This window comes from Algoriphagus aquimarinus (assembly GCF_007997215.1).
Taxonomy (GTDB): domain Bacteria; phylum Bacteroidota; class Bacteroidia; order Cytophagales; family Cyclobacteriaceae; genus Algoriphagus; species Algoriphagus aquimarinus_A.
In genome coordinates, this window is sequence record NZ_VORW01000028.1 from 1 (window position 1) to 25833 (window position 25833).

Consider the following 25833-nt stretch of genomic DNA (forward strand, 5'->3'; position numbering starts at 1 on the left):
TCAGATTTGAAGAGGAAAGAATAAAGGTGTGATTCCTTGCGCACAGTATCGACATTGCCGTACTTAGTCTCGAAGTCTGGCTACACCATTATTCTGTTTTTTTGATTCATTCCAAAGATATGAGTCTCATGACTTGTGCCGTGCAAATTGCAGTCTTCAGACTGCTCAAAAAAATAGTCATGAAATAAGCAGTCTGAAGACTGCATTATAATGGGTCCAAGTCATAAGACTTGAACCAGTTGAACTAAAGCCAAACCGGAACGGTGACTCCTGAATAAATAAACTGCGCCTTTGCGCCTTGGCGGGATTTCCTCGAAGTAAACCTACACCTGAGTATTCACAGAATCAGGCAGATATCTATTAGCCAGTTTGATCATTTCATCTCCTTTCACCAGATCACTGGCACTGAGTTCGGATGTATGGGTATGGCCAGAAGCTCCAAGCAGTTCTTGGACTGCGTGAACCGTATTTTTGTGGAAATTATAAACTCGCTCAGATTTATCTGTAATCACCAAACCTCCTACTAAGCTAGCCCTTTGTGTAGCTACGCCAGTTGGACACTCATTGGTATTGCAACGAAGTGCCTGAATACAACCCACACTGAACATAAAACCCCTTGCTGAATTACATATGTCAGCTCCAAGAGCAATGTTTTTCAAAATTGCAAAGGCACTTATAGCTTTACCCGAAGCGATGATTTTTATCTGGCTACGTATCTGAAACTTTTCTAAGGTCATCCTAACATAAATAAGTGCAGGTTCAAGCGGTAAGCCCACACTGTCGGAGAATTCTAAAGGTGCAGCTCCTGTCCCACCTTCGGCCCCATCTACAGTAATAAAATCAGGGAATATATTCTTGGAAACCATCACTTTACAGATAGCCGTAAATTCCTCAGTTCTACCCACACAAAGCTTGAATCCTACAGGTTTACCGCCAGACAAGTCTCGAAGTTTGGCAACGAAATCAATTAATTCTGAAGCATTAGTAAAAGCGCTGTGGGCAGGTGGTGAAAGAATCGTAGTTCCTTTCAAAACCCCTCGTATCTCAGCTATTTCGGCAGTATTTTTCACGCCTGGAAGTACTCCGCCATGACCTGGTTTAGCTCCTTGAGAAATCTTAATTTCGATCATTTTGACCTCAGGCCAATTTGCTTTCTCAGTGAATTTCTCCTCACTAAAATTACCATGATCATCACGGCATCCAAAATACCCAGTACCTATTTGCCAAACTAAATCTCCCCCTTCCCTATGATGTGTAGATATTCCGCCCTCTCCAGTATTATGAGAAAATCCGCCTTTTTTGGCTCCCAGATTCATCGCTTTCACTGCATTGGAACTGAGAGAACCAAAACTCATTGCTGAAATATTAAAGATCGATGAAGAGTAAGGTTGTTTACATGAATCGTTGCCGATCGTTACTCGAGGATCTTCATCATTTGTATGAACGGCATAAATAGAATGTCTTAAACCAATGTAATCTTCTCCATTGATATCTCGCTGTGTACCAAATGGGTGAGTATCATTTACATTCTTTGCTCTTCTATAAACTAAGGATCGGATATTTCTACTGAATGGCCTTCCATCTGTATTCGTTTCGATGAAATATTGCTGAATTTCAGGACTGATTTTCTCCAGCAAATAGCGGAAATGACCAACTACAGGAAAGTTTCTCAGAATGGCATGAGTCTTTTGATTAACATCATAAAGCCCTACAGCGAAAAGAATTACAATAATCCCCAGTATAAAATATCCAAACTTAAATTGGACAAATTGGAAATACCAGATTAGAAAAAATGTCAGCAATGCTAGCAGTACAAGGCTGATGAAAAACGCTTTTCTCATAGTAACTTTTTTGTTGAATTAGCTTACAATATACTAAAACCCTTAGGCCTAAAGCCGTTCTAAGAGGAATTCTTGAACTCTATATTCCGCCCAAGTAAATTCATTCTTACTGATCACAAAGCCTGTGTGTCCGCCTCTTTTTGGCATTTCTAGAGTGAGTTCTTTCTTGATTTCCGCAAGCTTCACAGGATAGCATTCACCTCCTAGGAGCGGGTCATTTAATGCATTAATTACTAAAGTAGGGATTGCGATAGTAGGCATCCAATTATCCGCACTTACTGATTTGTAAAAATCCGCAGCGTCCTTGAATCCATGCAGTTTAGCAGTGAAAAGTGTATCAAACGCATCAAAATCAGTGACTCTTTCCAATTGTTCCAAATCTATCAAGTCAGGGTATTGGACTGCTTTCTCACGCATTTTATTTTTGAGTTTGCCTAGAAACTTATTCTTATAAAAAGTATTACTTCGATATTTCAGCGTAGCGGCACTTGAGAGTAAATTACAAGGCGTGGAATAGACCGCAGCTCGTTTTATTTCAACAGGCAAATCAATTCCCTTTTCTCCAAGGTATTTGAGAGTCTGTGCTCCGCCCATACTTATACCTGTTAAGAAAATATCTTGGTAAGAATGAGATTTAAGAACATGAGAAATTACCGTATCCACATCGTAACTAGCTCCATGATGGTATAGAATTGGTCTCAAATTAATCTCTCCACCACATGAACGATTGTTCCAAACCAATACATCTACTTTGCTGGAATTGAATAGTTTCACCATTCCTTTGACATAATGTCGTTCAGAATCGCCTTCTAATCCATGAGAAATAATAAGCAATTTGGAGCTGCCGACATTTGACCAATCCAAATTCAAAAAATCGCCATCAGGCGTGTCAATTTTCTCTCTCTTATAGCTTACATCGGAGACTTTTCTGAATATACTGGGAATGATAGTTTCCAGATGTCCATTGAACAAATATGCCGGAGGTCCTGTGTAGGTAGATTTGATAATACTCATGTGGCTTCAAAAATAGAAAGCTTTACATGAAATTCATGATCCCTTAAAATACATGAAATCTGTTTGGCCTACTTTTGTAGCGTAAAACATAATACTTCATAGGGTAACGATTTCAAAAGTGGAGCGGCGGGTGTCAGCTCCTTTTTTTATAGCGTCAATTTATGGACACGCTGAATGGCAGCTTCCAGTTTTTCTTGCAACCTATGGTAATGCGATTTAAATAGAACTCCCTCAAACCCTTCACCTTCAATAATTTCCTTGCCTACTTGCAATTCATCTGTGATGTGTGATAATTCAAATATGCTGAGAGTTGGTTTTAATTTATGCCGGATTTGCTGAATTTTTAAATCATCTTTTTCAGATGAACCTTCAGCATATTTTTCTCTGAGTTCTAGTAGCCCATTATAAATCGCCAAAGTAAGATCTTTTTCAAAATCTTTGTCACCATCAGCCATTTCGCAAATGAGCTGATCTAGTTCTGGATAAAGTTGTTCCATATGCGTTATTTCAGTGAGGCTGTACCTGCAAGAAAACCAGTAGACCAGGCAGCTTGGAAATTAAAGCCACCAGTGATCCCATCTATATTTAAAACTTCCCCGGCAAAGTAAAGGTTTGGGTGATAATTACTTTCCAAGGTCTCCGGATTTACCTCATTCAAGGCAATTCCTCCGGCAGTTACAAATTCTTCTTTGAAGGTAGTCTTCCCTTCAACTTTCAAAGTATAGCAAAAAAGATTCTGTACCAACTTATTGATTTGCTTTTTCGACAGTGTGCCATATAATTGTGCATTTTCTACTCCCGAACGTGCACAAAAGTGCTCCCAAAGCCTAGCTGGGATTTCAAAAAGCGAATGACTCTCTACTTTACGATTAGGATGAGCCAGTAGATAGCTTTTGATTTGCGCACTAAATTCTTCCTCTCCATACGCTCCATTCCAATTAATCAATGCCGTAGCAACGTAGTTTTTATCCTTTAGCCATTGTGCACCAAATGCAGATAATTTCAAAACTGCAGGCCCACTTACCCCCCAATGCGTCACTAACACAGGACCTCTATAAGTCATTTTCGTCCCTTCTATTTTGACTATTCCATCTACTACCGACAGCCCCATGAGTTCACGAAGTGATTCCTTGGGAGTATTGAAAGTAAAAAGCGAGGGGATTGGATCTAAAATACTATGCTTTAAACCTTTGAGAAAGGAATAATTATCCAATTTAGGATGTCCTCCTGTGGCTATTATTAGCTTGTCAACAAGGAAAACCCCATCATCTGTCTCCAGCCTATATTGGCTTTCAACAGGAGTAATGGACTTCACTCCACAGGACTTACGAATAGTGATATTGAGTTTTTGAGCTTCTTTAAGTAATACATCGATTATAGATTGAGACGAATCAGAAACAGGAAACATCCTACCGTCAGCTTCAATCTTCAAAGCCACTCCTCTACTTTCAAACCAATTGATAGTGTCCTCAGATTTGAATTTGGGAAAAACACGTTTTAAAAACTTCTCGCCTCTGGGGTAGTTTTTGACCAATTTTGAGATTTCCATAGGCCGATGTGTGACATTACACCGCCCACCTCCAGAGACTTTTACTTTAGATAAAAGCTTTGGGGATTTTTCGAAAATAGTTACATCTATTCCTGGCGCACTTGCGTGAATAGCTGCGAAAAAACCAGCTGCTCCCCCTCCTATTATTACAATCTTCACCTTATATAAACTATTGTATTTCAATTATTTAATAGGATCATCTTTTTTTAGTGAATGAACCCAATATCCCTCTGGTTAATTCTCTGAAAATCGTTCTTCCCAACTGTCTTACCATGGTGTTCTTACTCAATTCTGCAAAAAGAGAATCATCATTACTAGTTGTTCTGCTAGTTGTCGTTGATGCTTTTGGCCCTGGCAATTCAGCTTTTTTCTGAATCTCCTCAAGATCCGCCATTTTCTTTTCTAATAGCTCAAAAGCACTTTCTCGGTCTATGTCCTGATTGTATTTGTAAACTAAAGCAGAATTCTGGACAACAGCATCTATTTCTGAAGGACTCAAAATATCCATTCTTGTAATCGGTGCTCTCACAAGTGTATGCGCAAGTGGTGTAGGAATACCTTTTTCGTTCAAAGCTGTGATTAGCGCTTCTCCGATTCCCATCGAAGTCAACACTTCGGAAGTCTCATAATAAATTGAATCAGGATAATTTTCTGCTGTTTTTGTGATTGCCTTACGGTCCTTAGCAGTGAAAGCCCTCAAGGCATGCTGCACTTTCAAACCCAGTTGCCCCAAAATACTATCAGGTACATCCGTTGGAGTTTGGGTACAAAAATAAACACCAACCCCTTTTGATCTGATCAGTTTGACAATTGCTTCAATTTTATCAAGAAGATCATTGGAAGCGTTGGAAAACACCAGATGAGCTTCATCAATAAACAAACATAGCTTAGGCTGGTCTGCGTCTCCTTGCTCAGGGAATGACTCATAAATTTCAGATAGTAGACTGAGCATGAATGTGGAAAACAACTTAGGTCGACTTTGAATATCAGTCAGTCTAATCACGGAGATGATACCTTTCCCATCTTTCGTTCTCAAAAAATCTTCTACTTCGAAGGATTTTTCGCCAAAAAAGCGCTCTGCACCTTGCTGTTCCAGTTCTATGATTTTTCGCATGATCGTATTCACCGAAGCTGAAGATACCTGACCATATTCCTTTTGGATAGCTTCTTTACCTTCATTGGTAATGAATTGAAGAACTCGTTTAAGGTCTTTCAGATCCACTAGTGGAAGATGATTTAAATCACAGTAGCGGAAAATAAGTGAAATCACACCTTGCTGAGTATCATTTAGCTCAAGTATCTGTCCTATCAAAACTGGACCAAATTCAGATACAGTAGCTTTCAATCGCACTCCTTTTTCGTCAGAAATAGACATCAATTCTATCGGCAAACCCATCGGTACATAGTCTACACCAATGACTTCAGAGCGATTCTTAATGAAATCATTAGCAGTACCTGGCTGTGCAAGCCCTGATAGATCTCCTTTCAGATCCATTAAAACAGAAGGCACTCCTTTCAAGGCCAGTTGTTCTGCAATCACTTGAAGGGTTTTCGTCTTGCCGGTTCCTGTTGCTCCAGCAATCAGACCATGCCGGTTCATTGTTTTTAGGGCAATTTTGATTTGGGCACCTGGGACTGGTACTCCATCCAAAACACCAGTTCCTAAGACTATTGAGTCTTTTTTATATTTTTGACCTTCGGCCAAATGGGTGATAAATTCTTCTGTCTTGCTCATGGTCAAAATGATTATGAAACCAAACTACAAAAAAAACCTTGATGCCTAGAGCAAAAAGGTTTCTCAATAAAAAAGGTAATTGTAAAATGATTAATACGTAACTAAAGGCTCAAGAGACTTGGCCTGCTCTACGAAGTCGGCAACCTTTGAAGCAGCAGGTACTACTCTAGTTAGTCCTTTTTCTTCCTGAGTTTTCACCAAAGCAGCATGTAAATTTTCTGCATTTCTGTTTCTCAATTCCTTTACTGTATCTACTCCCGCAGCTTTAAGAAGTTCTGCAAATTGACTAGCAACCCCATTAATTCTAAAAAGATCAGCCATATTCACCCATACTAGGATCTTACTTTCATCTAAGCCTGAGGCATCAGCAATAGCCTTTCTACCAGCCTTGGATGCACCTTTTTCTAGCAGACTTTCTACAGAAGTTACTCCAGCAGCGCTAAGTTTCTCTTTCATAACAGGACCGATGCTCTCGATCATTGTGATTGGTTTTCCCATCTTTTTAATTTTTAGGATTAAAGTAATATGACTGAAAATTCAGTGGTTCAGCTTAAAGGATAAATAATTAAGCATTCAATAGAATTTAATCCTAAAATAAAGACAATTTTTAACTTCTAAAATCCATTTAGCAGATTATGAAGATATTTGCCCTTTTGGAAACATTAACTTTACGAAAAAGAAACTTCTACCTTTATTGCTACTCTAGAAAAAAAATATCCCTGTGAGCTTTAAATTTCACCCCTCCCTTCTACTTCTAAGTTTTATTTTCACATTGGCTTTTGGCCAAATAACGTTTGCGCAAATCGGTCCAAATCTAGGTCAAACAGACCATTGGATGAAAGGAGCAAAAGCGGCTATTGAGAGAAATGACTATGAAACGGCAAATTCTATATTCAGAAACCTGATCGATTCTGGTCAGCCGCTTCCTGAAGAAATGCCTTATTTATTCGCGGAGACACTCTTTCAACTTAAGCAATATGACAACTCAGCTAATTTTCTAAATAAGTATTTAGAGTTAACAGGATTTACTGGTGGGCATTACAAAGGAGCTCAAGAACTACAACAGCGCCTAGAGACCCCATTGAAGGAAATTCAAGAATGCCAGCTTTGCGACCGCAGAGGCTATCGATACCAAACTTGTTTTACATGTGATGGAAACAGACAAATCGAGCAGGAATGTCACTACTGCAAAGGAAAAGGTGTGGTTGGCTGCAGTAGATGTAATGGATCTGGGATGATCACTAAGATGAATATATTTAAAATCGTAGAGTACTTCGAGTGCGAAAGATGCTCAGGCAATGGAAGGCTCACTTGCCCTGTATGCGAAGGAAGTTTGAAAGAGGTAAGCTCTTGTAGAACCTGTGGTGGTACCGGGAAATTAAGCTCAGAAGATGTCTGCAATCACGTAGAAGAAGCTCATGAGCATTGAAAAGTAAGGTTGGTTGTTGTTGGTTAATTGTTGTTGGTTATTAGTTGTCAGTCTCAGTGATCAGAGTCCAGCGGTCAGTCGCAGTTATCGAAAGATAATTGTAGTGATCAGATTTCAGTGGCAGTTTTTGAGACTTAGCTGACCAGTATATATCCAGCTTCTCGAGAAGCTGGATAACGTAACACTTTGATTACTGCTACCACTCAATAGATCTTCCTATTTTAAAAAAAAACATAAAAAAAACCGGCCGAGGCCGGTTTTAATTTATTTACAATATTTGGCGTAAGCCTCTTCTGCCCCAGGATATTCTAAGGCTTTTGCGAGTTGAAAGTCCTCACATGAAGACCCGACTCTTTTCATTGCCACCTTCAACAAACCTCTGTTGTAGTAGGCTTGACCGAATTCCTTATCCACTGCAATTGCATTTCCATAAGCTTTCAACGCTTCATCAGGCTTACCCAATTGATGTAGCGCTCTAGCCTTCATGAAAGAGGCCATAGCAGGCGCACCAGGGATTTCAGCTGCTTGATCAGAATACAGTAAGGCATTGGTATAGTTCTTTTGATTATAATGAACGTTTGCCAAACTGAGTAATACCTGGAAATTATTTGGCTCTACTTCTAGCGCATTTTCAAAGTCCGCCTTTGCTTCTTCGTAATTTCCTTGCTCCTCATTTGCTCGGCCTCTATTATAAAGCATTCGAACATCATTGGGATTAAATTTCAAATCTTCAGAATACTCAAGGGCTGCTTTCGCATATTCTCCTTTATTGAAATAGGCATCTCCGGAACTTGTTTTCTTTTCTGAACAAGACCAAAGGGCTGCTGAAATAAATAGAGCTAGAATCGCTCGCGTACTCGTTTTCATTATAGTTGATTTAAACTGCTACACTGTTATCTCTAAGCGCATCATTTAAAGAGGTTTTGAGATCGGTAGATGCTTTTCTTTGACCTATGATCAAAGCGCAAGGAACCTGGAAAGTGCCTGCTGGGAATATTTTGGCAATAGATCCAGGAATAACTACAGAACGCGCAGGTACATAACCCTTGTATTCTATAGGCTCAGATCCAGTGACATCAATTATTTTAGAACTTGCTGTCAGGGTAACTCCAGCACCTATCACGGCTTCTTTACCTATTCTCACTCCTTCTACTATGATAGCACGAGAACCTATAAATGCACCTTCTTCGATAATTACTGGGGCAGCTTGTATAGGCTCCAATACTCCGCCGATACCTACTCCACCACTTAAATGAACATTTTTGCCGATCTGCGCACAGGAACCGACAGTAGCCCAAGTGTCAACCATCGTGCCACCGTCCACATAAGCACCTATATTAACATAACTTGGCATCATCACTACTCCACTAGCTAGATATGCTCCGTAGCGAGCCACTGCGTGAGGTACTACGCGTACACCTTTCTCTGCATAGTTGGTTTTAAGCGCCATTTTATCATGAAATTCAAATGGTCCCACTTCGATAGTTTCCATTTTCTGGATAGGGAAATAAAGAATTACGGCCTTCTTCACCCAATCATTTACTTTCCAATTACCGTCATCAGTAGGCTCAGCAACACGGATAATACCCGCATCAAGATCTGCGATTACAGCTCTGATGGCTTGTTGAGTAGTTTCTTCTTTTAATAGTTCTCGGTTGTCCCAAGCCTGCTCAATGATTGTTTTCAGTTCCATTATTTTGGTTAGTTTCGTTTATGAGTGGAAAATTTGATTCTCGAATTCCAGTCTTGATCGCATCAAGTCTAAAGCCCGTCAAAGATACAAGAGCTTATGGAAAGCTTGGCCTTTCATTGCGAGAAACAGGTCTATATCGCTTAAGTTTTATGGGATTTTCACAATTACCTATAGAAAATTGCGAAGATGAAATCTTTTATTCTTCTTTTTCAAAGGTTCACTCAACCTGGGAAAGAATCTCCTCACAAATCAGATTCTTGAGAATTCTACTGAAAGTTCGTCCGAAAATCCTGATCTGTTGCACCTATGAATACCTTCCAATCGCTTCATTTTTTAAAGGGATTTTGGGCTACAAATTGGTTTATGATGTACAGGAAAACTATGTCAAAAATTTAGACCTAAACCCTACCTTAAGCATAGAAAAAAAGGCAAGATTAAGCAGCCTAATAACCCGAATGGAAAAGGGAAAAGGAATAGATTTATTCTTGCTAGCTGAGAAATGCTACGCTAAAGAGATGCCTGAGAAAACTCCTTTTTTGATTTTGGAGAATAAATTTGCCGGAGAAATTAAGGCCGTTTCACCTTTCAAAATCCCAGAAAAAGAAGGATATGATTTTCTGATTTCGGGAACCCTCACTCCTGCTTTTGGGACTGTTGAAGCAATCAGGTGGTTCAAGGAAATCTTACAGAAATTCCCTGATTCTACGCTCAAAATTATTGGACATTGTACAGTGCCAAGCTATGAAATTGAGCTCCAAAAAGCCTCTGAAAACATCACCCAAATTCAGCTTAAATCATCCAATTCTCCCGTCCCTCATGAAGAGATTATAGCAGCATACTCGGGAGTAGATTTTGCGATTTTACCCTATCAAAATCGAGCGTCTATTAAAGACAAAATGCCCACTAAACTTTTTGAAGCAGCCGCACTTGGTATCCCTGTATTGATAGGCGGCAACCCAAACTGGTTAGACTTTTTAGCGCCATTCTCAGGAGGTTTTCCAATAGACTTTTTTGACTTGCAGCAGGCGCCCCAGCAATTCAATGCCGCACTCAATCAGGAATATTTCACTCAAAGTCCTGGCAGCTCTATACTGTGGAAATCTCAACACAGAGATTTCATCACAGCAATTTCCTCACTGTAAGTTTTAAACAGCATGTGGATTACTATCCACAGTTATCCACCTATGCCTTAATTTTAACACCCATTTTGACAAAATGGAAACTGGGGGTTTTCTACATATAGCTTATCAAAGTCAGGGAAACACAATTATCAAATATCTATTTATCAGATATTTGAATACATTTTAACCCAAGCCTAATCTTATTTTTAGGTAAGACTAAAATGCTAATAACATTTGAAAACGGGTTATCCACAGGTGATTTAGTCACTATTGAATATATTTTTAGCTATATCTAAATTAATATTTATATTTGCCTTAGTATAAATTGGAATACCATGACCTTAACTACAGCTGAGGAGAATTACCTAAAAGCGATCTATCACCTTTCAAACGGGGGCACTAAAAGTGTATCCACCAATGATGTGGCAGCAGAAATAAAAACCAAAGCAGCTTCTGTCTCGGACATGCTCAGAAAGCTTGGTGATAAAGAGGTGATTGAATACAGAAAGTATTACGGTGTCAACATCACGGAAGAAGGCAAAAAAAGAGCATTACAAACAATCCGAAAACACAGACTCTGGGAAGTGTTTTTGGTAGAAAAATTACAGTTCGCTTGGGACGAAGTTCATGAGGTAGCCGAGGAGCTAGAGCACATCCAATCTCCCCTACTTATTCAGCGATTGGATTCGTATCTGAACTTCCCAAAATTTGATCCACACGGTGATCCAATTCCTGATGAATATGGAGATGTGAGGGCTCGACCAAGACTTGCTTTGAACGAGATGGACATAGATCAATCGGGTCAAATAGTAGCAGTAAAAGACAGCTCGGCAGCCTTCCTCAAATACCTAGATAAAGTAGGCGCCTACATAGGAGCAAGAATCAAAGTTTTGGACAAAGTAGAGTTTGACGGATCGATGGAAATTCTCGTCGATCAGAAGAAAACACTCTTTATGTCTAAGGATGTCGCGGCGAATATTTTGGCAATTCAGTCATGAGGAAATTCCTGGTAATACTGCCTCTACTATTGCTTTCTTTCGCCTGTAAATTTGAGAATAAGAAAGAGAGATTAAAGCCGAAAATAGTCGCAACGACCAGCATTCTTGCAGATGGAATCAGGAACATCGTAGGCGATAATGCAGACGTGGTTTCTCTTATGCCAGCCGGTGTGGATCCACATTTATATAAGGCATCCGTACGGGATTTGGACTTGCTCCAAAATGCAGACTTGGTTATCTACCATGGACTTTTCTTGGAAGGAAAAATGACAGAGATTTTTGAGAAACTGGCATTCAGTCAAAACTTGATTAATGTATCTGAAAATATTCCTCACGAACTATTACTGAGCTCCGGACCCGAGGCTCACTCCGTAGATCCTCATATCTGGTTTGACGTCTCGCTTTGGTCCCTAGCTCTTGCGCATGCTTCCGATGAAATCATAAAATGGCAACCTGAATGGAAGTCAGCAGTAAGCACAAACACTGAATCCTATCTTGCCCAATTATCACTAGTTCATCAAGACAACATCACCAAAGTAGCTGAGCTTCGCAAAGCAAATCAAGCATTGATTACTGCTCATGATGCCTTCTCCTATTTTGGAAAAGCTTATAATTTGGAAGTACTAGGCTTGCAAGGATTATCCACGTTGAGCGAACCAGGACTTCGGGATTTGACAGGATTGGTGAGTTTCATCGTCGAGCGAAATATTCATGCAGTTTTTGCAGAACAGACTATTTCCCCCAAAGCCATCGAAGCAGTAGTAGCTGGCTGCGCCAATCAAAACCATGAAATCGAATTAGCTGGTCCACTTTACACAGATAGTCTTGGTGCTCCAGACTCTCCTGCCGGCACGTATATAGGAATGGTAAGAACCAATGTTCAAGTAATTTTTGAAAGCCTAACACAATGATCATAAACGTAGATTCCCCAGTTTTAGAAATACACGATCTGACTGTCAGTTACGATCAAAGTCCAGTTTTATGGAATGTGGATTTGAGCCTTCCTGCCGGAAAGCTGATCGGAATACTTGGGCCAAATGGTGCAGGAAAGTCCACTTTGATTAAAGCTGTCATGGGTTTGATTCCAATAACTGGAGGATATGTCAAACTTTTTGACCGAGAGTTAAATGAAGTAAGAAGTCGGATCAGTTATGTCCCACAGCGTGAATCAGTGGATTGGAATTTTCCTGCCTCCGTCCTCGATGTGGTCATGATGGGCACCTATGGAAAACTAGGTCTTTTCAGAAGGCCAGGAAAAAAGGAAAAGAAAATAGCAATGGATTGTCTGGAGAAAGTAGGCATGCAGGCTTTTGTAGATCGACAGATTTCTGAGCTTTCCGGTGGACAACAGCAGCGGGTTTTCATTGCTCGAGCTTTGGCACAGGAAGCTGACTTATATTTAATGGATGAGCCATTTGCTGGAGTGGACATGGCCACCGAAACGGCAATCTTTCAGCTATTGCAAGAAATGACTGCAGCAGGCAAGACAGTAATTGTAGTGCATCATGACATACACTCTGCAATGAATTACTTTGACTGGATCATCATGCTAAACCTACACTTGGTAGCATCCGGCCCAAAAGCACAAGTAGTCACGGAAGAACTTCTAAGGAAAACTTACGGAGGAAAACTGAACCTACTTACCAAAGTGACTGATATTATTAGACAAAAGGACTTTAATCCATTGAAGAGCTGATATGAGTGACTTCCTCTACTTCTTCACATTTCAGGATTCTTCCATTGCCTTTGTGGTAATTGGGATTACCCTCTTGGGCATAGGTTCCGCCTACGTGGGGACCTACAGTTTTCTCGACAAAAAGGCTTTGCTCGGAGATGCGATCTCACATGCAGTACTTCCCGGCATTTGCTTAGGCTTTATGCTCGCTGGAGAAAAAAATCCGATTTATATAGTGACAGGAGCATTTCTATCTGGGGCGCTGGCTACATTTCTTACCTCCTGGTTGAAGAGCAATACGAGACTGAGCGATGATGCTATCATTGCCTCTATCCTATCTATCTTCTTTGGCTTTGGTGTAGTCCTCTTGACGGTAATCCAGAAATCAGGAAATCCAGAGATGGCTGGCCTCAACCAATTTATCTTCGGAAATGCCATAGCTATCTTAGAAGAAGACCTTTATATCTATGGAGGTCTGGCGATATTGATCATCATCACGCTCACGGCATTCCGAAAGGAATTCTCCATGCTGGTATTCAATGCTGACTTTGGAAAGTCGATTGGCTATCCCATGGGAGCAATTCGCTTGGTATTTAATGTACTGATGATATTGGCTGTGGTGATAGGAATACAAGCTATAGGAGTTGTCCTGATGGCAGCTTTGCTGATTGCTCCTGGAGCTGCCGCTAGGTTCTGGACTGACAAGCTCGGTAAACTCCTATTGATCGCCGGAGCATTTTCTGCTGTTTCTGGGATCCTTGGAACATACGTTTCATTCGTGATTCCACAGATGCCCACAGGCCCATGGGTGGTTGTATTCCTTTCACTGTTTGCCTTTGCTTCTTTTCTTTTTGCTCCAAAAAAAGGAGTGCTTTCACGCTTCATCGCTAGAAAGTATTATTTGAAAAAAACGCATCAAGACCACTTGCTGAAATTGATTTATCATGGATTGGAAAGTGGAAAGAATTCCTTCCCTATAGAAGAAATCTATGAGTCCTTTCCTTACAGAAAGAGACAAACCAAGCATACTATTGATGAATTACTTAAAACCGATTTATTGACTCTAAATCAAGGGCTTATTGACTTTACCTCAAAAGGTAAATCAGAAGCAAAACGAATTGTAAGACTCCATAGACTTTGGGAACTCTACCTGAATGAGTACATGAATATTGCTCCAGATCACGTGCATGATTCAGCCGAAAAACTGGAACACATCCTTACTCCTGAGCTTGAAGCTTTACTAGAGAATAGATTAAATTATCCTAAACTCGATCCTCACCAAGAGGCTATCCCCCGCGACAACGATGAGCTTTGACCAAAATGCATTTCTAATCATTTTCACCGCCTCCTTGATTTCAATTTCTTGCGGGCTATTAGGTGTATTTATGATGCTTCGCAAAATGTCTATGACAGGCGACGCCATCTCGCATGCAGTCTTACCAGGAATTGTTATTGGTTTCTTTGTTTCAGGTAGTCAGCGCGGATTGGAAGTAATTATAGGAGCTGGTATTTTAGGGATTTTGGCTACCCTCATTATTGATTGGCTGAAAAATAAAGCTAAAGTGCAGCTGGATGCATCGATTGGGATCACATTTACTCTCCTTTTTGCTATAGGAATTATCCTTATAAACATGCTTGCATACAAAGTAGATTTAGATCAAGAATGTGTGCTTTATGGGGAGATAGCCTACCTGCCTATTGACCTTTGGATAACTGATGCAGGCTTTAGTATGGGGCCAAGAATTACCTACCTAGCAGTATTGAATTTGGTTTTAGTCAGTGTGTTTATATTCCTGTTATATAAGGAGTTAAACCTAACAAGTTTCGATGAAAACTTTGGCTTAGTGATAGGACTTCCAGCCGGTGCGATCAACCTTGCATTGATGAGCATGGTATCTTATACTACGGTAAGTAGTTTCGAAGCTGTGGGAGCTATTTTGGTGGTGGCTTTACTCGTCGTCCCTCCTGCCACTGCTTTCCTCTGGACCAAAAAATTAACATCTCTTATCAAACTTACCTGCGCTTTAGGTATTTTTATTGCTATAACGGGATACTACATGGCATATTTGGTGGATAGCTCGATTGCCGGAATGATGGTTGCAGTTGGGGGAATTGTTTTCCTCGGCAGCGCATTCGTGAAAAGTATCAAACCGAATTGGATATTCGGAACTTCCACTTCCATCAAGCCGTTGGAGAATTGAAACTTAAAATTTTACCTAATTATCCGATATAATGCCAGTTGCCGTATTTTCTTTGATTAACTAGACCGAAGACCGAAGACGGAAGACCGGTAACAGAAGTCACATCAATTTAAAAGTTTACTATTTCTTCAATTGCTTTTAGCACTTTTGCGAGCAGATAAGCATAAAGTCTGAATGTTAAAGAAATACACTCATTAGGAATATTTCAGCCTTTACTAGGTTCTTAGGATACTTAGCATGATGGCATCAAAAACATACACTTAATACATGAAAAAATTAGTATTCATAGGTCTTCTTCTATTTGCTGCCAGTTTTGCGCAAGCACAGGATAAAATAGAATGGCTGAAATTTGAGGAGGCAGTTGCTGCTACCGAAGCAAATCCAAAAATGCTTTTGGTGGATGTGTATACCGATTGGTGTGGTTGGTGCAAGAAGATGGATAAGGAAACATTTACCGATCCTGCTGTCATCAAATACATCAATGAGAAATTCTACGCAGTTAAGATGAATGCTGAGGACAATAACCGAACGTTTGATTTTAAAGGTAAAGAATACACAGAGGCAAAAATGGCCGTCGCTATGCGTGTACAGTCTTATCCTAATTTCGTGATTATCGATCCTACCTTAATGAATATCACCCAACTACCGGGTTATAGACAACCTGTAGAATTTTTGGATGGTTTAAGTCAGATTATAGATAAAGGAATTGGCGCAAAATGAGTTTTTCTCTTTCCGATCAAAATGACACTATTATAGCATTGGCGACACCTCAGGGTGTTGGAGCCATTGCTGTGATTCGACTTTCAGGAAAAGAGGCTATTAGCCTTACCAATGAGGCTTTTTTTGGTAAAAATCTTGAAAAACAAGAATCTCATACTATTCACTTCGGAACCATACGAGACGGCGATAAAATCATCGATGAAGTTTTGGTTTCCATATTCATCGCTCCTAAGTCCTTCACTAAGGAAAATGTAGTGGAAATTTCCACTCACGGTTCTTCTTATATCATCAATCAGGTTCTCAAGCTATTTATTCGCAAAGGTGCACGTCCCGCAAAGCCAGGAGAATTCACTCAGCGTGCATTCCTGAACGGGCAGTTTGATCTAGCGCAAGCAGAAGCCGTTGCTGATCTGATCCATGCCGATTCTGAAACTTCCCATCAGGCTGCACTGAGTCAAATGCGTGGTGGATTCAGTTCTGAAATTCAAGAACTTAGAAGTCGATTGATCCATTTTGCTTCCATGATAGAACTGGAACTGGACTTCGGCGAGGAGGATGTGGAGTTTGCAAGCCGCGAAGAATTGCGAGTGCTTGTTGAGCGTCTCCTTCGTGTGGTGGAAGAATTGATATTGAGTTTTGACCTGGGGAATGTGATCAAAAATGGTGTCCCAACCGTCATTGCAGGTAAGCCAAATGCAGGCAAGTCTACCCTACTCAACGCCTTACTCAACGAGGAAAAAGCAATCGTTTCGGAGATCGCCGGAACTACACGTGACTTCATCGAGGACGAAATAAATATAGGAGGAGTAATCTTCCGCTTCATAGATACAGCTGGTTTACGCGAAACAACCGATGTGATCGAAGCCATCGGAGTCAGTCGAACTCAGGAGAAAATGAAGACAGCTTCCTTGATTTTGTATCTTTTTGATTTGGGTGATACAGACTTGGTAGAGATCAATCGAGATGTCAATAAACTGGAAAACCAAGGTGTACCTTTTCTTAAAGTTGCCAATAAGATAGATAAAGCTAATTCACTACTTGTTAATGAATTAAAAGAGAAGCATCCTGACACAATTTTTATCTCTGCAGGACAGAAAGATAACCTCGAAGAACTCAAAGCCAGAATCCTTGTACTGGTCAATCTTGATAAATTCAGAACTGGAAATACTGTGGTGACCAACGTTCGTCACTACGATTCCTTGGTGAAAACCCGCGAGTCCTTGCTGGATATTCTTTCCGGTTTGGACAACCAAGTGACCAACGACTTTGTGGCCATGGACATCCGCCGCTCCCTACATTTCCTTGGCGAGATCACAGGTGAGATCACCACAGATGATCTTCTGGAGAACATTTTTAGGAATTTTTGTATCGGGAAGTAAACATTCCTGTGTCATAAAGTGTCTGATTTTTCCTACCATTCCCTCTATTACTATTGTCTTTTTAGGTAAAAAAAATGCATCTTGTGATGCACAAATGCATAAATAACTTGATTTGGGAAAAGTAGAGCTAGTTTAATTGCAAGTCAGCGTAAAGGAGAAGTGCTACGTTTCCGTATTAATTAATTTTTTAATCAATTTAGCTTATTAAAAAAAATGCCAGACTATAGAATATGTCACAAGTAAAATCCAAAAAAAGAGTTTCAGACCATGGTGAGGTATTTACAAATGAACGTGAGGTAAACGCCATGCTTGACTTGGTAAAACACGAAACTGAACGAATAGATTCTCGTTTTCTAGAGCCTGCCTGCGGGAATGGGAATTTTTTAGCTGAAGTACTTCGGAGAAAACTTGATGTGGTTAATACTCGATATCCAAAGAGTCAAATTGAATGGGAGCGAAATGGAATTCTTGCGATATCCTCAATTTATGGTGTAGACATTTTAGAAGACAATGCAATAGAATGTCGTGATAGGTTATTTTCTCTCATTTATAAATCTTACAACACTGCATTTGGAATAAACATGAAAAAGGATTTCCTCCAATCGATTAAGTTTATTTTAGACCGAAATATTCTTTGGGGAGACGCATTAGATTTTACTAATCCAGTAAACAAAAAACCTATCGTATTCTCTGAATGGAGCATTGTATTAGGTGAAAAAATTAAACGCAGAGATTATATATTTCAATTTTTGGTTGAGAAGTCTCTTCAGACTTCTCTTTTCAATGATATAGGTGGAGCTGCGGATATTGATGAACCTGTAAAAGAGTTTCCTCCTATTCATTATTTGAAATTAGGCTAGCATGATACAAACCCAATACAATCCTGATGTACTCTCTTGTTTAGCCAACCTAAGCAACGATGAGGTTTTTACGCCTCCCAATTTGGTGAACGATATTTTAGACTTGCTCCCTGCCGAATTGTGGAGTGACCCCAAAGCAAAGTTTTTAGACCCTGTAAGCAAAAGTGGCGTATTCCTTCGTGAAATCGCTAAACGACTGATGACAGGCTTAGAAACTCAAATTCCTAAGAAACAGGAACGCATCAACCATATTCTTAGCCAACAATTGTATGGCATTGCCATTACAGATTTAACTGCTTTGCTTTCACGAAGAAGTGTTTATTGCTCCAAAACTGCCAATGGCAAATACTCCATTTGCGAAACCTTTGATGATGAGCAAGGCAACATTCGCTACAAACGAATGAAACACACTTGGCAAAGTGGAAAGTGTACCTTTTGTGGAGCAAGCCAAGAAGTGTACGACCGAGAAGACACCTTGGAAACTTACGCCTACAATTTTATTCACACAGACAAACCTTACAACATATTCAATATGAAATTTGACGTAATCGTAGGAAATCCGCCATATCAATTAAATGATGGTGGTGGCACAGGTTCAAGTGCAAAGCCGATTTATAACCTATTTATTGACCAAGCAAAAAAATTAAAACCAAGATACCTTTCAATGATTATTCCGGCCAGATGGTATTCTGGTGGGAAAGGATTAGATGAATTTAGAAACGAAATGCTAAAAGATAAAAGCATTAGAAAACTTGTTGATTTTGCTGATTCTAGAGATTGTTTTCCAGGGGTAGATATTGCTGGCGGTGTTTGTTACTTCTTATGGGATAGGGATAATAAAGGAATTTGTGAGATAGAAACTAAACGTAAAAAAGTTATAAATAAATCAAGTCGTTTCCTTGACGAATTTGACACATTTGTTAGAGATAATTTAGCAATTGACATTATTCACAAGGTCAAACAAAAAAGTAGTTCTTTTTTAGATGTTGTAGTCTCAAGCAGGATGCCTTTTGGTTTAGTTTCAAGTGTTAGACCAGATAAGAATGGTGACCTTAATTTGATTACTAGCGCAGGAAATGGTAAGATTTCTTCTAACAAAATTACCAGCGGTAAAGATTTGATTCAAAAATGGAAGGTAATGTTATCTAAAGCTTCAAATGACCACGGTGGTCAACCTGATAAAGAAGGTAAAAGAAGGATATTTTCACGAATTGAAGTTATGCCACCAAAAACAGTTTGTACTGAATCGTACTTAGTGGTTGGGAATTATAATAGTGAAAAAGAAGCTAACAATATGGCAGATTTTCTAAGAACCAAATTTTGCAGATTCTTAGTCTCCACCATTTTACTAACTCAAAATATCACTAAAGGCAAATTCATTTTTGTTCCAAATCTTTCAATGGAAGAAAGTTGGGATGATGAAAAACTCTTTTCGAAATATGAATTAAATGCAAATGAAATCAATTTCATTTCTCAATTAATACGACCTATGAACTCAAATAATAGTGATTTATAAACATCAAATAATCAAAAATTATGTATCAAGCAAATTTCGGAAGAAAGCAACAAATCTCATTTAATTCAGAGTCAGAATATTATGAGCTTCTTGGGTTCCTTTCAAAAAGTAATGGTTCGACTATCCTTGTTTGGGAAGACAATGACCTTCAAGGAGCATGGGCGAAAGAGGGAAGAATATTGTTCTTTGGAACACCACCTGTCACGCTTAGAGCAAATCTATTACATACAGCAGGTGTTGGTAAAATTAATTCAAGAGTGAACTGCAACGAGTTTATTTTAAATATTAGAAATGACCACAGTTTTGTTCTAGGTGAGGAGCAAGACATTTCAAGTATCAGAGCAACAGTGCCACAACAATTTACTGCTGATTTTGATTCAGGATTACTACTTTAAGAAAATAGATGGCAAATAAAGAATTCTTCCCACCCCGACCTTCAACGAATCCAACAATTTATGCTTATGAATTGGTTGGGGTGGATACCCACAAGGGTTTGCTCAAAATCGGCTACACTGACCGCAATGCCCAAACACGCATAAAAGAACAGTTAGGTACGGCTGCGATTCAATACAAAATTGTATTTGAGGAATCGTCAATGAAGCGTGACGGCAGTTCTTTTACTGACCACGATGTTCACCGATTGTTAAGAGAATGGAAAGTAGTAAACGCAAGTGGAGAATGGTATAAATGCACCTTAAATGATTTGCGGAGAGCCATTCACCAAATAAAAACAGGCGAGAAAACAGAAGAAAATCGTGTACTTAATTTCGGTATGCGACCCGAACAAGAAGCAGCCGTAAATAAGTCAATCGCTTATTTTAAGAGTTTCAAGAAAGAAAACAAAGACAGAGCGCCCCATTTTTTATGGAACGCCAAAATGCGTTTCGGAAAAACATTTGCCAGTTATCAATTGGCGAAGAAGTTAGGATGGAAAAAGGTTTTGGTTCTAACTTTTAAACCAGCCGTTGAAGATGCCTGGAAAGAAGATTTATTAACACATGTAGATTTTGAAGGTTGGCAGTTTTATTCTAAGCACGAAGGTGAATTTGAAGAGAAAAATATCGACTATAAAAAGCCATTAGTTTGTTTTGGCTCATTTCAAGATTATTTAGGAACGAATAAAAATACAGGTGGCATAAAAGCCAAAAATGAATGGGTACACGCTACTGTTTGGGATTGTATCCTTTTTGATGAATATCATTACGGAGCTTGGCGAGAAAATGCCAAAGACTTATTTGGTAAAGACTTAGAAGCAGAGAAGGAAATTGAAGATTACAAAAAAATAGAAAAGGATGGATTTGCCGAAGAAGATAAAGTTGAACATTTAGAAGAGATTATCCCCATCAGCACCAATCATTATTTGTATTTGTCCGGCACTCCGTTTCGGGCAATTAGTTCAGGCGAATTTATCGAAGAACAAATTTTCAACTGGACGTATTCAGACGAACAAAGAGCCAAAGAGAATTGGTCCCTCGATCCATCTCGTGACCCATTAAAAAATCCTTATGCTGCATTGCCAAGAATGGTGATGCTTACGTATCAGCTACCCGATTCCATTCGCCAAATCGCCATGCAAGGCGAATTTGATGGTTTTGATTTAAACATATTCTTCAAAGCAGAAGGCGAAGGAAGAAAAGCCAGCTTCAAATACGAGGATGAAGTACAAAAATGGTTGGACTTGATTCGCGGTTCGTTCAATGAAACAACCGTTGATAATTTGAAAATGGGTGTGAAGAAACCTCCTTTACCATTTTCTCACGCTCCCTTGCTAAAAGTATTGAATCACACTTTTTGGTTTTTGCCAACCGTTGCTGCATGTAATGCAATGGCAAGTTTATTAGAGAAGAGACAAAATACTTTTTACAATGACTATAGAGTAGTAGTTGCCGCAGGAACTCAAGCGGGTATAGGCATAGACGCTTTACCGCCAGTTTTAGATGCAATGACTGATAATCCATTGGAATCAAAAACAATTACACTTTCGTGTGGTAAACTCACAACAGGTGTTTCGGTTAAACCTTGGACGGGAATTTTTATGTTGCGGAATTCTTCCAGTCCTGAAACTTATTTTCAAGCAGCCTTCCGTGTGCAAACGCCTTGGGTAATCAAAAACCCCGATAGCAAATCCCCCAACAAAGAAGAAATTCTAAAAGAAGAATGTTATGTTTTTGACTTTGCTCCTGACCGTGCATTAAGACAAATTGCAGATTACAGTTGCCGACTAAATGTAAACGAATCGAACCCCGAAGCAAAAGTTGCTGAGTTTATCAACTTCTTGCCTGTATTGGCTTATGATGGCAGCTCAATGAAACAAGTTGATGCCGCAGGGATTTTGGATATGGCAATGAGTGGCACCACCGCAACTCTTTTAGCAAGACGTTGGGAAAGTGCCTTGCTTGTGAATGTGGACAACAACACCCTTGCCCGATTGATGGCAAACGAAGATGCAATGAAAGCTTTAATGAACATTGAAGGCTTTCGAAATTTGAATCAAGACATCGAAACCATAATCAATAAATCTGAAGCTGTTAAAAAAGCCAAAAAGGAAGTAAACGATAAGGAACTGTCTAAAAAACAGAAGCAAGAACTTACTGCAGAAGAAAAAGAATACAAAAGCCTAAGAAAGCAAATACAAGATAAGCTAATCAAGTTTGCAACGCGTGTACCTGTGTTTATGTATCTGACTGACTATAGAGAGCATAGCCTAAAAGATGTAATCACACAATTAGAACCTGGACTATTTAAAAAAGTAACTGCACTCTCAGTAAAAGACTTTGAATTATTGGTAAGTCTTGGAGTTTTTAATTCTGAATTGATGAATGATGCTGTTTATAAATTTAAACGTTATGAAGATGCTAGTCTAGAATACATTGGTATTAATAAGCATGAAGGAGAAGGTATTGGATTGTTTGATACAGTATTGAGTCGAAAAGATTACGAAGAGAGTTTTGAAAATATTTCAAAATTGTTAAATGAATATACTCTTGTGGTCGCAAACACTAAAATTTCTAAAGTACCAAAAGGTTCAATTGGAACAGTCGTTCACGTGTATGAAAATAAAGACGCATATGAAGTTGAATTTATGGTAAACGATTCAAGTATAGTTAAAACAGTATCAAGTAGTCAAATTGAAGAAAAGCGATAGAATGAAGATACCTAACAACATTCAGTCATTCGTTGCAGAAAACAAAATAACTGACTATTTATTAAATGACTTACATGAAATAGGAAAGCATAAAGCAGCCTTTTTCAAGCTTTTCGGTTTTAACATTGAAGACATTGGCGCATTCAAAGATTCACTTATTCAGCATTCTGTTGACAGAGATATAGACCAAACGATAGAGTCAGAATTTGGAATTAAGTATGAGTTGAAGTGCGAAATTATAACACCAGATCAGAGAAACCCATGTATAGTAACAGTTTGGATAGTAGAGAGTGGGAAAGAAGAACCTAGACTTGTTACTGCATACCCAAATAAATGATCAACAGACATTGTTGATGTCGTTTTTTTTTACACCATAGAATCATTTGAGACGAGATACTTAATGTTTTTTTGAAATAAATATTTTTATTTAATCATAGTTTATGAAAGCAACAGAACTCCAAATAATCAATTTTTTACAAGCACCGAAAGTACAATTTGTAATCCCTATTTATCAGAGGAATTACGATTGGACTATTTCTGAATGTCGGGAATTACTGAAAGATATAATTCAAGTTGCTGAAGAGAATAGAGCTTCCCATTTTATTGGAAGTATTGTTTTTATTCATGATGGAGTGTATAGCTCCAGTAATGAAGTAAAGGAATTGGTAATTATAGATGGTCAGCAGCGGTTGACTACTATCAATATTCTATATGTAGCTCTTTACCGATTTGCAAAGGAAAACGGAATAGCCAATGATGCCAATATGGTGTATGATATGTTCCTGACCAATCAATATGTGCAAAAGGAAACTAGTAAGCTGAAGCTAAAACAGACGGATCACAATGCTGCAGCCTTCAAGGCAATCATGCATGGAAATGAAAAGTCCTACAGCGAGTACTCCAATGTAATAGAGAATTATAATTTTTTCCGAGGAGAGATTTCAGCCGAAAATTTCAGAACTATTCTAGACGGCTTGAATCGCTTGATTTTTGTGGAAGTTTCCTTGGAACGGGGGAAGGATGATCCACAGCGGATATTTGAAAGTTTGAATTCTACAGGCTTAGATCTCTCTCAGTCCGATTTGATAAGAAACTTCATTTTAATGGACTTACCTCCTATTGAGCAAGATCGAATCTTTGAATCCATCTGGAATCCTATCGAAGAAAACGCCAAGGACTTGGTTAAGAAGACTTCCTTGGTTTCGGACTATATCAGGGATTATTTGACCTTAAAGAATAAGAAGATTCCTAATAAGAATAAGGTTTACCAAGAATTCAAAATTCTGTTCCGTGACAAAAATCAGGATGGATTTCACCAAGAACTAGAGGACATCAAATCACTTTCTGTTCATTACAAGAAGCTTGTCAATCCTTCCACAGTTGCAGATAAACAAGTTCGAAAAGAGCTTGAATATATCAATAGGCTCGAAATTAACGTTGCCTACCCTTTTTTGCTGCAGGTGTTTGAAGATTTGGAAAATGGATTGATCGAAATTCCAGAGCTTGTTTCAATTCTTAAATTAATCCAAAGCTTTTCATGGAGAAGATTCATTGTAGGTCTTCCTACAAGTGGTGTCAATAAAGTCTTTATGACTTTGTATTCAGAAATCGATACAGAAGACTATGTGGAATCCATAGAGAAAGCCCTGATGCGCAAAGGTGGTAGTTCAAAATTCCCAACCAATGATGATGTCAGATTGGCTTTGAAAGACAAGGATCTTTACAATATTCAACCAAAAAACAGATCCTATTTCTTTGAGCTATTGGAGAATTACAACAACAAGGAATATGTCGATACTTCAAATGAAGCAATAACAATAGAGCATATTTTCCCGAGAACTCCCACTGATGATTGGAAAGCACAACTCACAAGGGAGCAATTTGCTGAATTCAAAGACAAGTATTTGAACACCATTGCCAATCTTACGCTTTCCGGAAACAATGGAGCGCTTAGCAATAAGACTTTCCAGGAGAAGAAAACCATGAATGTGGATGGAAACGAGCAAGGCTATTTTCACAGCAGACTATGGCTCAACTCCTATCTTCAGAAGCTTGAGGAATGGACGGTTCCACATTTGGAGCAAAGATTTGAAATCATCTACGAACGATTTCTGAAAATCTGGAAACTGCCTGAAGTTATAGTCTTTGAAGATCAAAGCGATGAGGAGCAAAATATATTTGACGCTGAAAAACCAACATTTAAGAAGTTGGAATACTTCATTTTTGAAAACAATAAAGTTGAAGAGGATGCCATTGCACAGATGTATTTCTATGTGTTGAGAAGCCTTTTCAAGAAAAACTCAGAAGTAATGGTAAGTGGTCAGGATATTTTGAAAATAACCCGAAATCAAACTGACTTTAGAGACGCAAAGGAATTAGATAATGGTTGGTTTTTCGAATCCAATATTGATAGTAATTCGAAATTCAGCGTTCTGAAAAAATTGCTTTCTCTCTTTGAAATGGAAGAAGAGCTGATCATTAAATACCAAACGGGGCCTGTAAACAGCGGAGAACCATCTAGGTATATGTTTAGAAAAAAATATTGGCAACAACTTTTGCCATTACTGCAAAAAATTAATCTCTTCCAAAATATAAGCGCGACTAAAGATCACTGGATTAGTTCAGGTGCAGGAATTTCAGGTATTCAGTATACATTATCAATCACCAAATCTTGTGCAAGAATAGAGCTTGGTATAATTACTTCTAGCAAAGAAATGAATAAGTCGTACTTCAAAAGACTTCATTCGAAAAAAAGTTTTATTGAGGAAGCTTTTGGGCAACCTCTTGAATGGAGGGAATTACCAGATAATAAAATGAGTATGATAAAAGTTGAGTTGAATGGACTTGATTTTTCTCTAGAAAATGAATGGGAAAAGAGGAATGAATATTTTGTTGAAATGCTGCCAAAATTTCAGAAGGCATTTGATCCGTTCGTGAAAGATTTGAAATAGAAACTA

At 38.9% G+C, this 25833-nt stretch carries 23 protein-coding genes; 15 read left to right on the forward strand and 8 right to left on the reverse strand.

Features of this window, described 5'->3' with window-relative positions; translation table 11 throughout:
• Window positions 1–323: 323 nt before the first annotated feature.
• The 6 genes from ESV85_RS20790 to ESV85_RS20815 form a co-directional block, all read right to left on the reverse strand.
• Entirely contained in the window at window positions 324–1841 is a 1518-nt protein-coding gene (locus ESV85_RS20790; RefSeq protein WP_146921058.1) for an FMN-binding glutamate synthase family protein, read from the reverse strand.
• 48 nt (window positions 1842–1889) lie between these two features.
• Window positions 1890–2855 (reverse strand): YheT family hydrolase, encoded by a 966-nt coding sequence (locus tag ESV85_RS20795; RefSeq protein WP_146921060.1) that lies wholly within the window; start codon window positions 2853–2855, stop codon window positions 1890–1892.
• A gap of 146 nt (window positions 2856–3001) precedes the next feature.
• Complete coding sequence (locus ESV85_RS20800) at window positions 3002–3352, reverse strand: hypothetical protein (RefSeq protein ID WP_146921062.1); 351 nt, start codon at window positions 3350–3352, stop codon at window positions 3002–3004.
• Window positions 3353–3357: 5 nt separating this feature from the next.
• Window positions 3358–4563 carry an NAD(P)/FAD-dependent oxidoreductase gene (locus ESV85_RS20805; RefSeq protein ID WP_146921064.1) on the reverse strand — a complete coding sequence of 402 codons (1206 nt, stop codon included), beginning with the start codon at window positions 4561–4563 and terminating at the stop codon, window positions 3358–3360.
• Between the two features lie 37 nt (window positions 4564–4600).
• On the reverse strand, window positions 4601–6139 hold the full coding sequence (locus ESV85_RS20810; protein ID WP_146921066.1) for a helicase HerA-like domain-containing protein: 1539 nt from the start codon (window positions 6137–6139) through the stop codon (window positions 4601–4603).
• Between the two features lie 90 nt (window positions 6140–6229).
• Window positions 6230–6637 carry a DUF4332 domain-containing protein gene (locus ESV85_RS20815; protein ID WP_146921067.1) on the reverse strand — a complete coding sequence of 136 codons (408 nt, stop codon included), beginning with the start codon at window positions 6635–6637 and terminating at the stop codon, window positions 6230–6232.
• Between the two features lie 337 nt (window positions 6638–6974).
• On the opposite strand from ESV85_RS20815, the gene ESV85_RS20820 reads away from it, so the two are divergent.
• On the forward strand, window positions 6975–7568 hold the full coding sequence (locus ESV85_RS20820; RefSeq protein ID WP_223276076.1) for a molecular chaperone DnaJ: 594 nt from the start codon (window positions 6975–6977) through the stop codon (window positions 7566–7568).
• 264 nt (window positions 7569–7832) lie between these two features.
• Here ESV85_RS20820 and ESV85_RS20825 read toward each other — a convergent pair whose 3' ends face one another.
• Both ESV85_RS20825 and ESV85_RS20830 read right to left on the reverse strand, forming a co-directional pair.
• Window positions 7833–8435, reverse strand: coding sequence for a tetratricopeptide repeat protein (locus ESV85_RS20825; protein WP_146921068.1), 603 nt, complete (start codon window positions 8433–8435; stop codon window positions 7833–7835).
• A 10-nt stretch (window positions 8436–8445) separates the two neighbouring features.
• Entirely contained in the window at window positions 8446–9261 is an 816-nt protein-coding gene (locus ESV85_RS20830; protein WP_146921069.1) for a 2,3,4,5-tetrahydropyridine-2,6-dicarboxylate N-succinyltransferase, read from the reverse strand.
• A gap of 20 nt (window positions 9262–9281) precedes the next feature.
• On the opposite strand from ESV85_RS20830, the gene ESV85_RS20835 reads away from it, so the two are divergent.
• The 14 genes from ESV85_RS20835 to ESV85_RS20900 all read left to right on the forward strand — a co-directional run bounded on the left by ESV85_RS20835 (window position 9282) and on the right by ESV85_RS20900 (window position 25827).
• Complete coding sequence (locus ESV85_RS20835) at window positions 9282–10403, forward strand: glycosyltransferase (protein ID WP_146921071.1); 1122 nt, start codon at window positions 9282–9284, stop codon at window positions 10401–10403.
• A gap of 314 nt (window positions 10404–10717) precedes the next feature.
• Entirely contained in the window at window positions 10718–11380 is a 663-nt protein-coding gene (locus ESV85_RS20840; protein ID WP_146921073.1) for a metal-dependent transcriptional regulator, read from the forward strand.
• Window positions 11377–12291 (forward strand): metal ABC transporter solute-binding protein, Zn/Mn family, encoded by a 915-nt coding sequence (locus tag ESV85_RS20845; protein WP_146921075.1) that lies wholly within the window; start codon window positions 11377–11379, stop codon window positions 12289–12291. The genes ESV85_RS20840 and ESV85_RS20845 overlap by 4 nt, the downstream gene beginning before the upstream one ends.
• Window positions 12288–13076: a metal ABC transporter ATP-binding protein gene (locus ESV85_RS20850; RefSeq protein ID WP_146921077.1), complete on the forward strand. Its 789-nt coding sequence runs from the start codon at window positions 12288–12290 to the stop codon at window positions 13074–13076. The genes ESV85_RS20845 and ESV85_RS20850 overlap by 4 nt, the downstream gene beginning before the upstream one ends.
• Before the next feature lies 1 nt (window position 13077).
• On the forward strand, window positions 13078–14370 hold the full coding sequence (locus tag ESV85_RS20855) for an iron chelate uptake ABC transporter family permease subunit (protein WP_146921078.1): 1293 nt from the start codon (window positions 13078–13080) through the stop codon (window positions 14368–14370).
• Entirely contained in the window at window positions 14360–15256 is an 897-nt protein-coding gene (locus ESV85_RS20860) for a metal ABC transporter permease (RefSeq protein WP_146921079.1), read from the forward strand. Before ESV85_RS20855 ends, ESV85_RS20860 begins: the two co-directional genes overlap by 11 nt.
• 267 nt (window positions 15257–15523) lie before the next feature.
• Window positions 15524–15976: a thioredoxin family protein gene (locus ESV85_RS20865; RefSeq protein WP_146921081.1), complete on the forward strand. Its 453-nt coding sequence runs from the start codon at window positions 15524–15526 to the stop codon at window positions 15974–15976.
• On the forward strand, window positions 15973–17355 hold the full coding sequence (gene mnmE / locus ESV85_RS20870; protein ID WP_146921083.1) for a tRNA uridine-5-carboxymethylaminomethyl(34) synthesis GTPase MnmE: 1383 nt from the start codon (window positions 15973–15975) through the stop codon (window positions 17353–17355). The genes ESV85_RS20865 and mnmE overlap by 4 nt, the downstream gene beginning before the upstream one ends.
• A 230-nt stretch (window positions 17356–17585) precedes the next feature.
• Window positions 17586–18215 (forward strand): SAM-dependent DNA methyltransferase, encoded by a 630-nt coding sequence (locus tag ESV85_RS20875; protein WP_146921085.1) that lies wholly within the window; start codon window positions 17586–17588, stop codon window positions 18213–18215.
• 1 nt (window position 18216) lies between these two features.
• Window positions 18217–19731, forward strand: coding sequence for an Eco57I restriction-modification methylase domain-containing protein (locus tag ESV85_RS20880; RefSeq protein ID WP_146921087.1), 1515 nt, complete (start codon window positions 18217–18219; stop codon window positions 19729–19731).
• A 20-nt stretch (window positions 19732–19751) separates the two neighbouring features.
• Window positions 19752–20126 carry a hypothetical protein gene (locus ESV85_RS20885; protein ID WP_146921089.1) on the forward strand — a complete coding sequence of 125 codons (375 nt, stop codon included), beginning with the start codon at window positions 19752–19754 and terminating at the stop codon, window positions 20124–20126.
• 8 nt (window positions 20127–20134) lie between these two features.
• Window positions 20135–22876: a GIY-YIG nuclease family protein gene (locus ESV85_RS20890; RefSeq protein ID WP_146921091.1), complete on the forward strand. Its 2742-nt coding sequence runs from the start codon at window positions 20135–20137 to the stop codon at window positions 22874–22876.
• A gap of 1 nt (window position 22877) precedes the next feature.
• Window positions 22878–23213 (forward strand): DUF6883 domain-containing protein, encoded by a 336-nt coding sequence (locus ESV85_RS20895; protein ID WP_146921093.1) that lies wholly within the window; start codon window positions 22878–22880, stop codon window positions 23211–23213.
• 103 nt (window positions 23214–23316) lie between these two features.
• Complete coding sequence (locus ESV85_RS20900) at window positions 23317–25827, forward strand: DUF4268 domain-containing protein (protein WP_146921095.1); 2511 nt, start codon at window positions 23317–23319, stop codon at window positions 25825–25827.
• Window positions 25828–25833 lie beyond the last annotated feature (6 nt).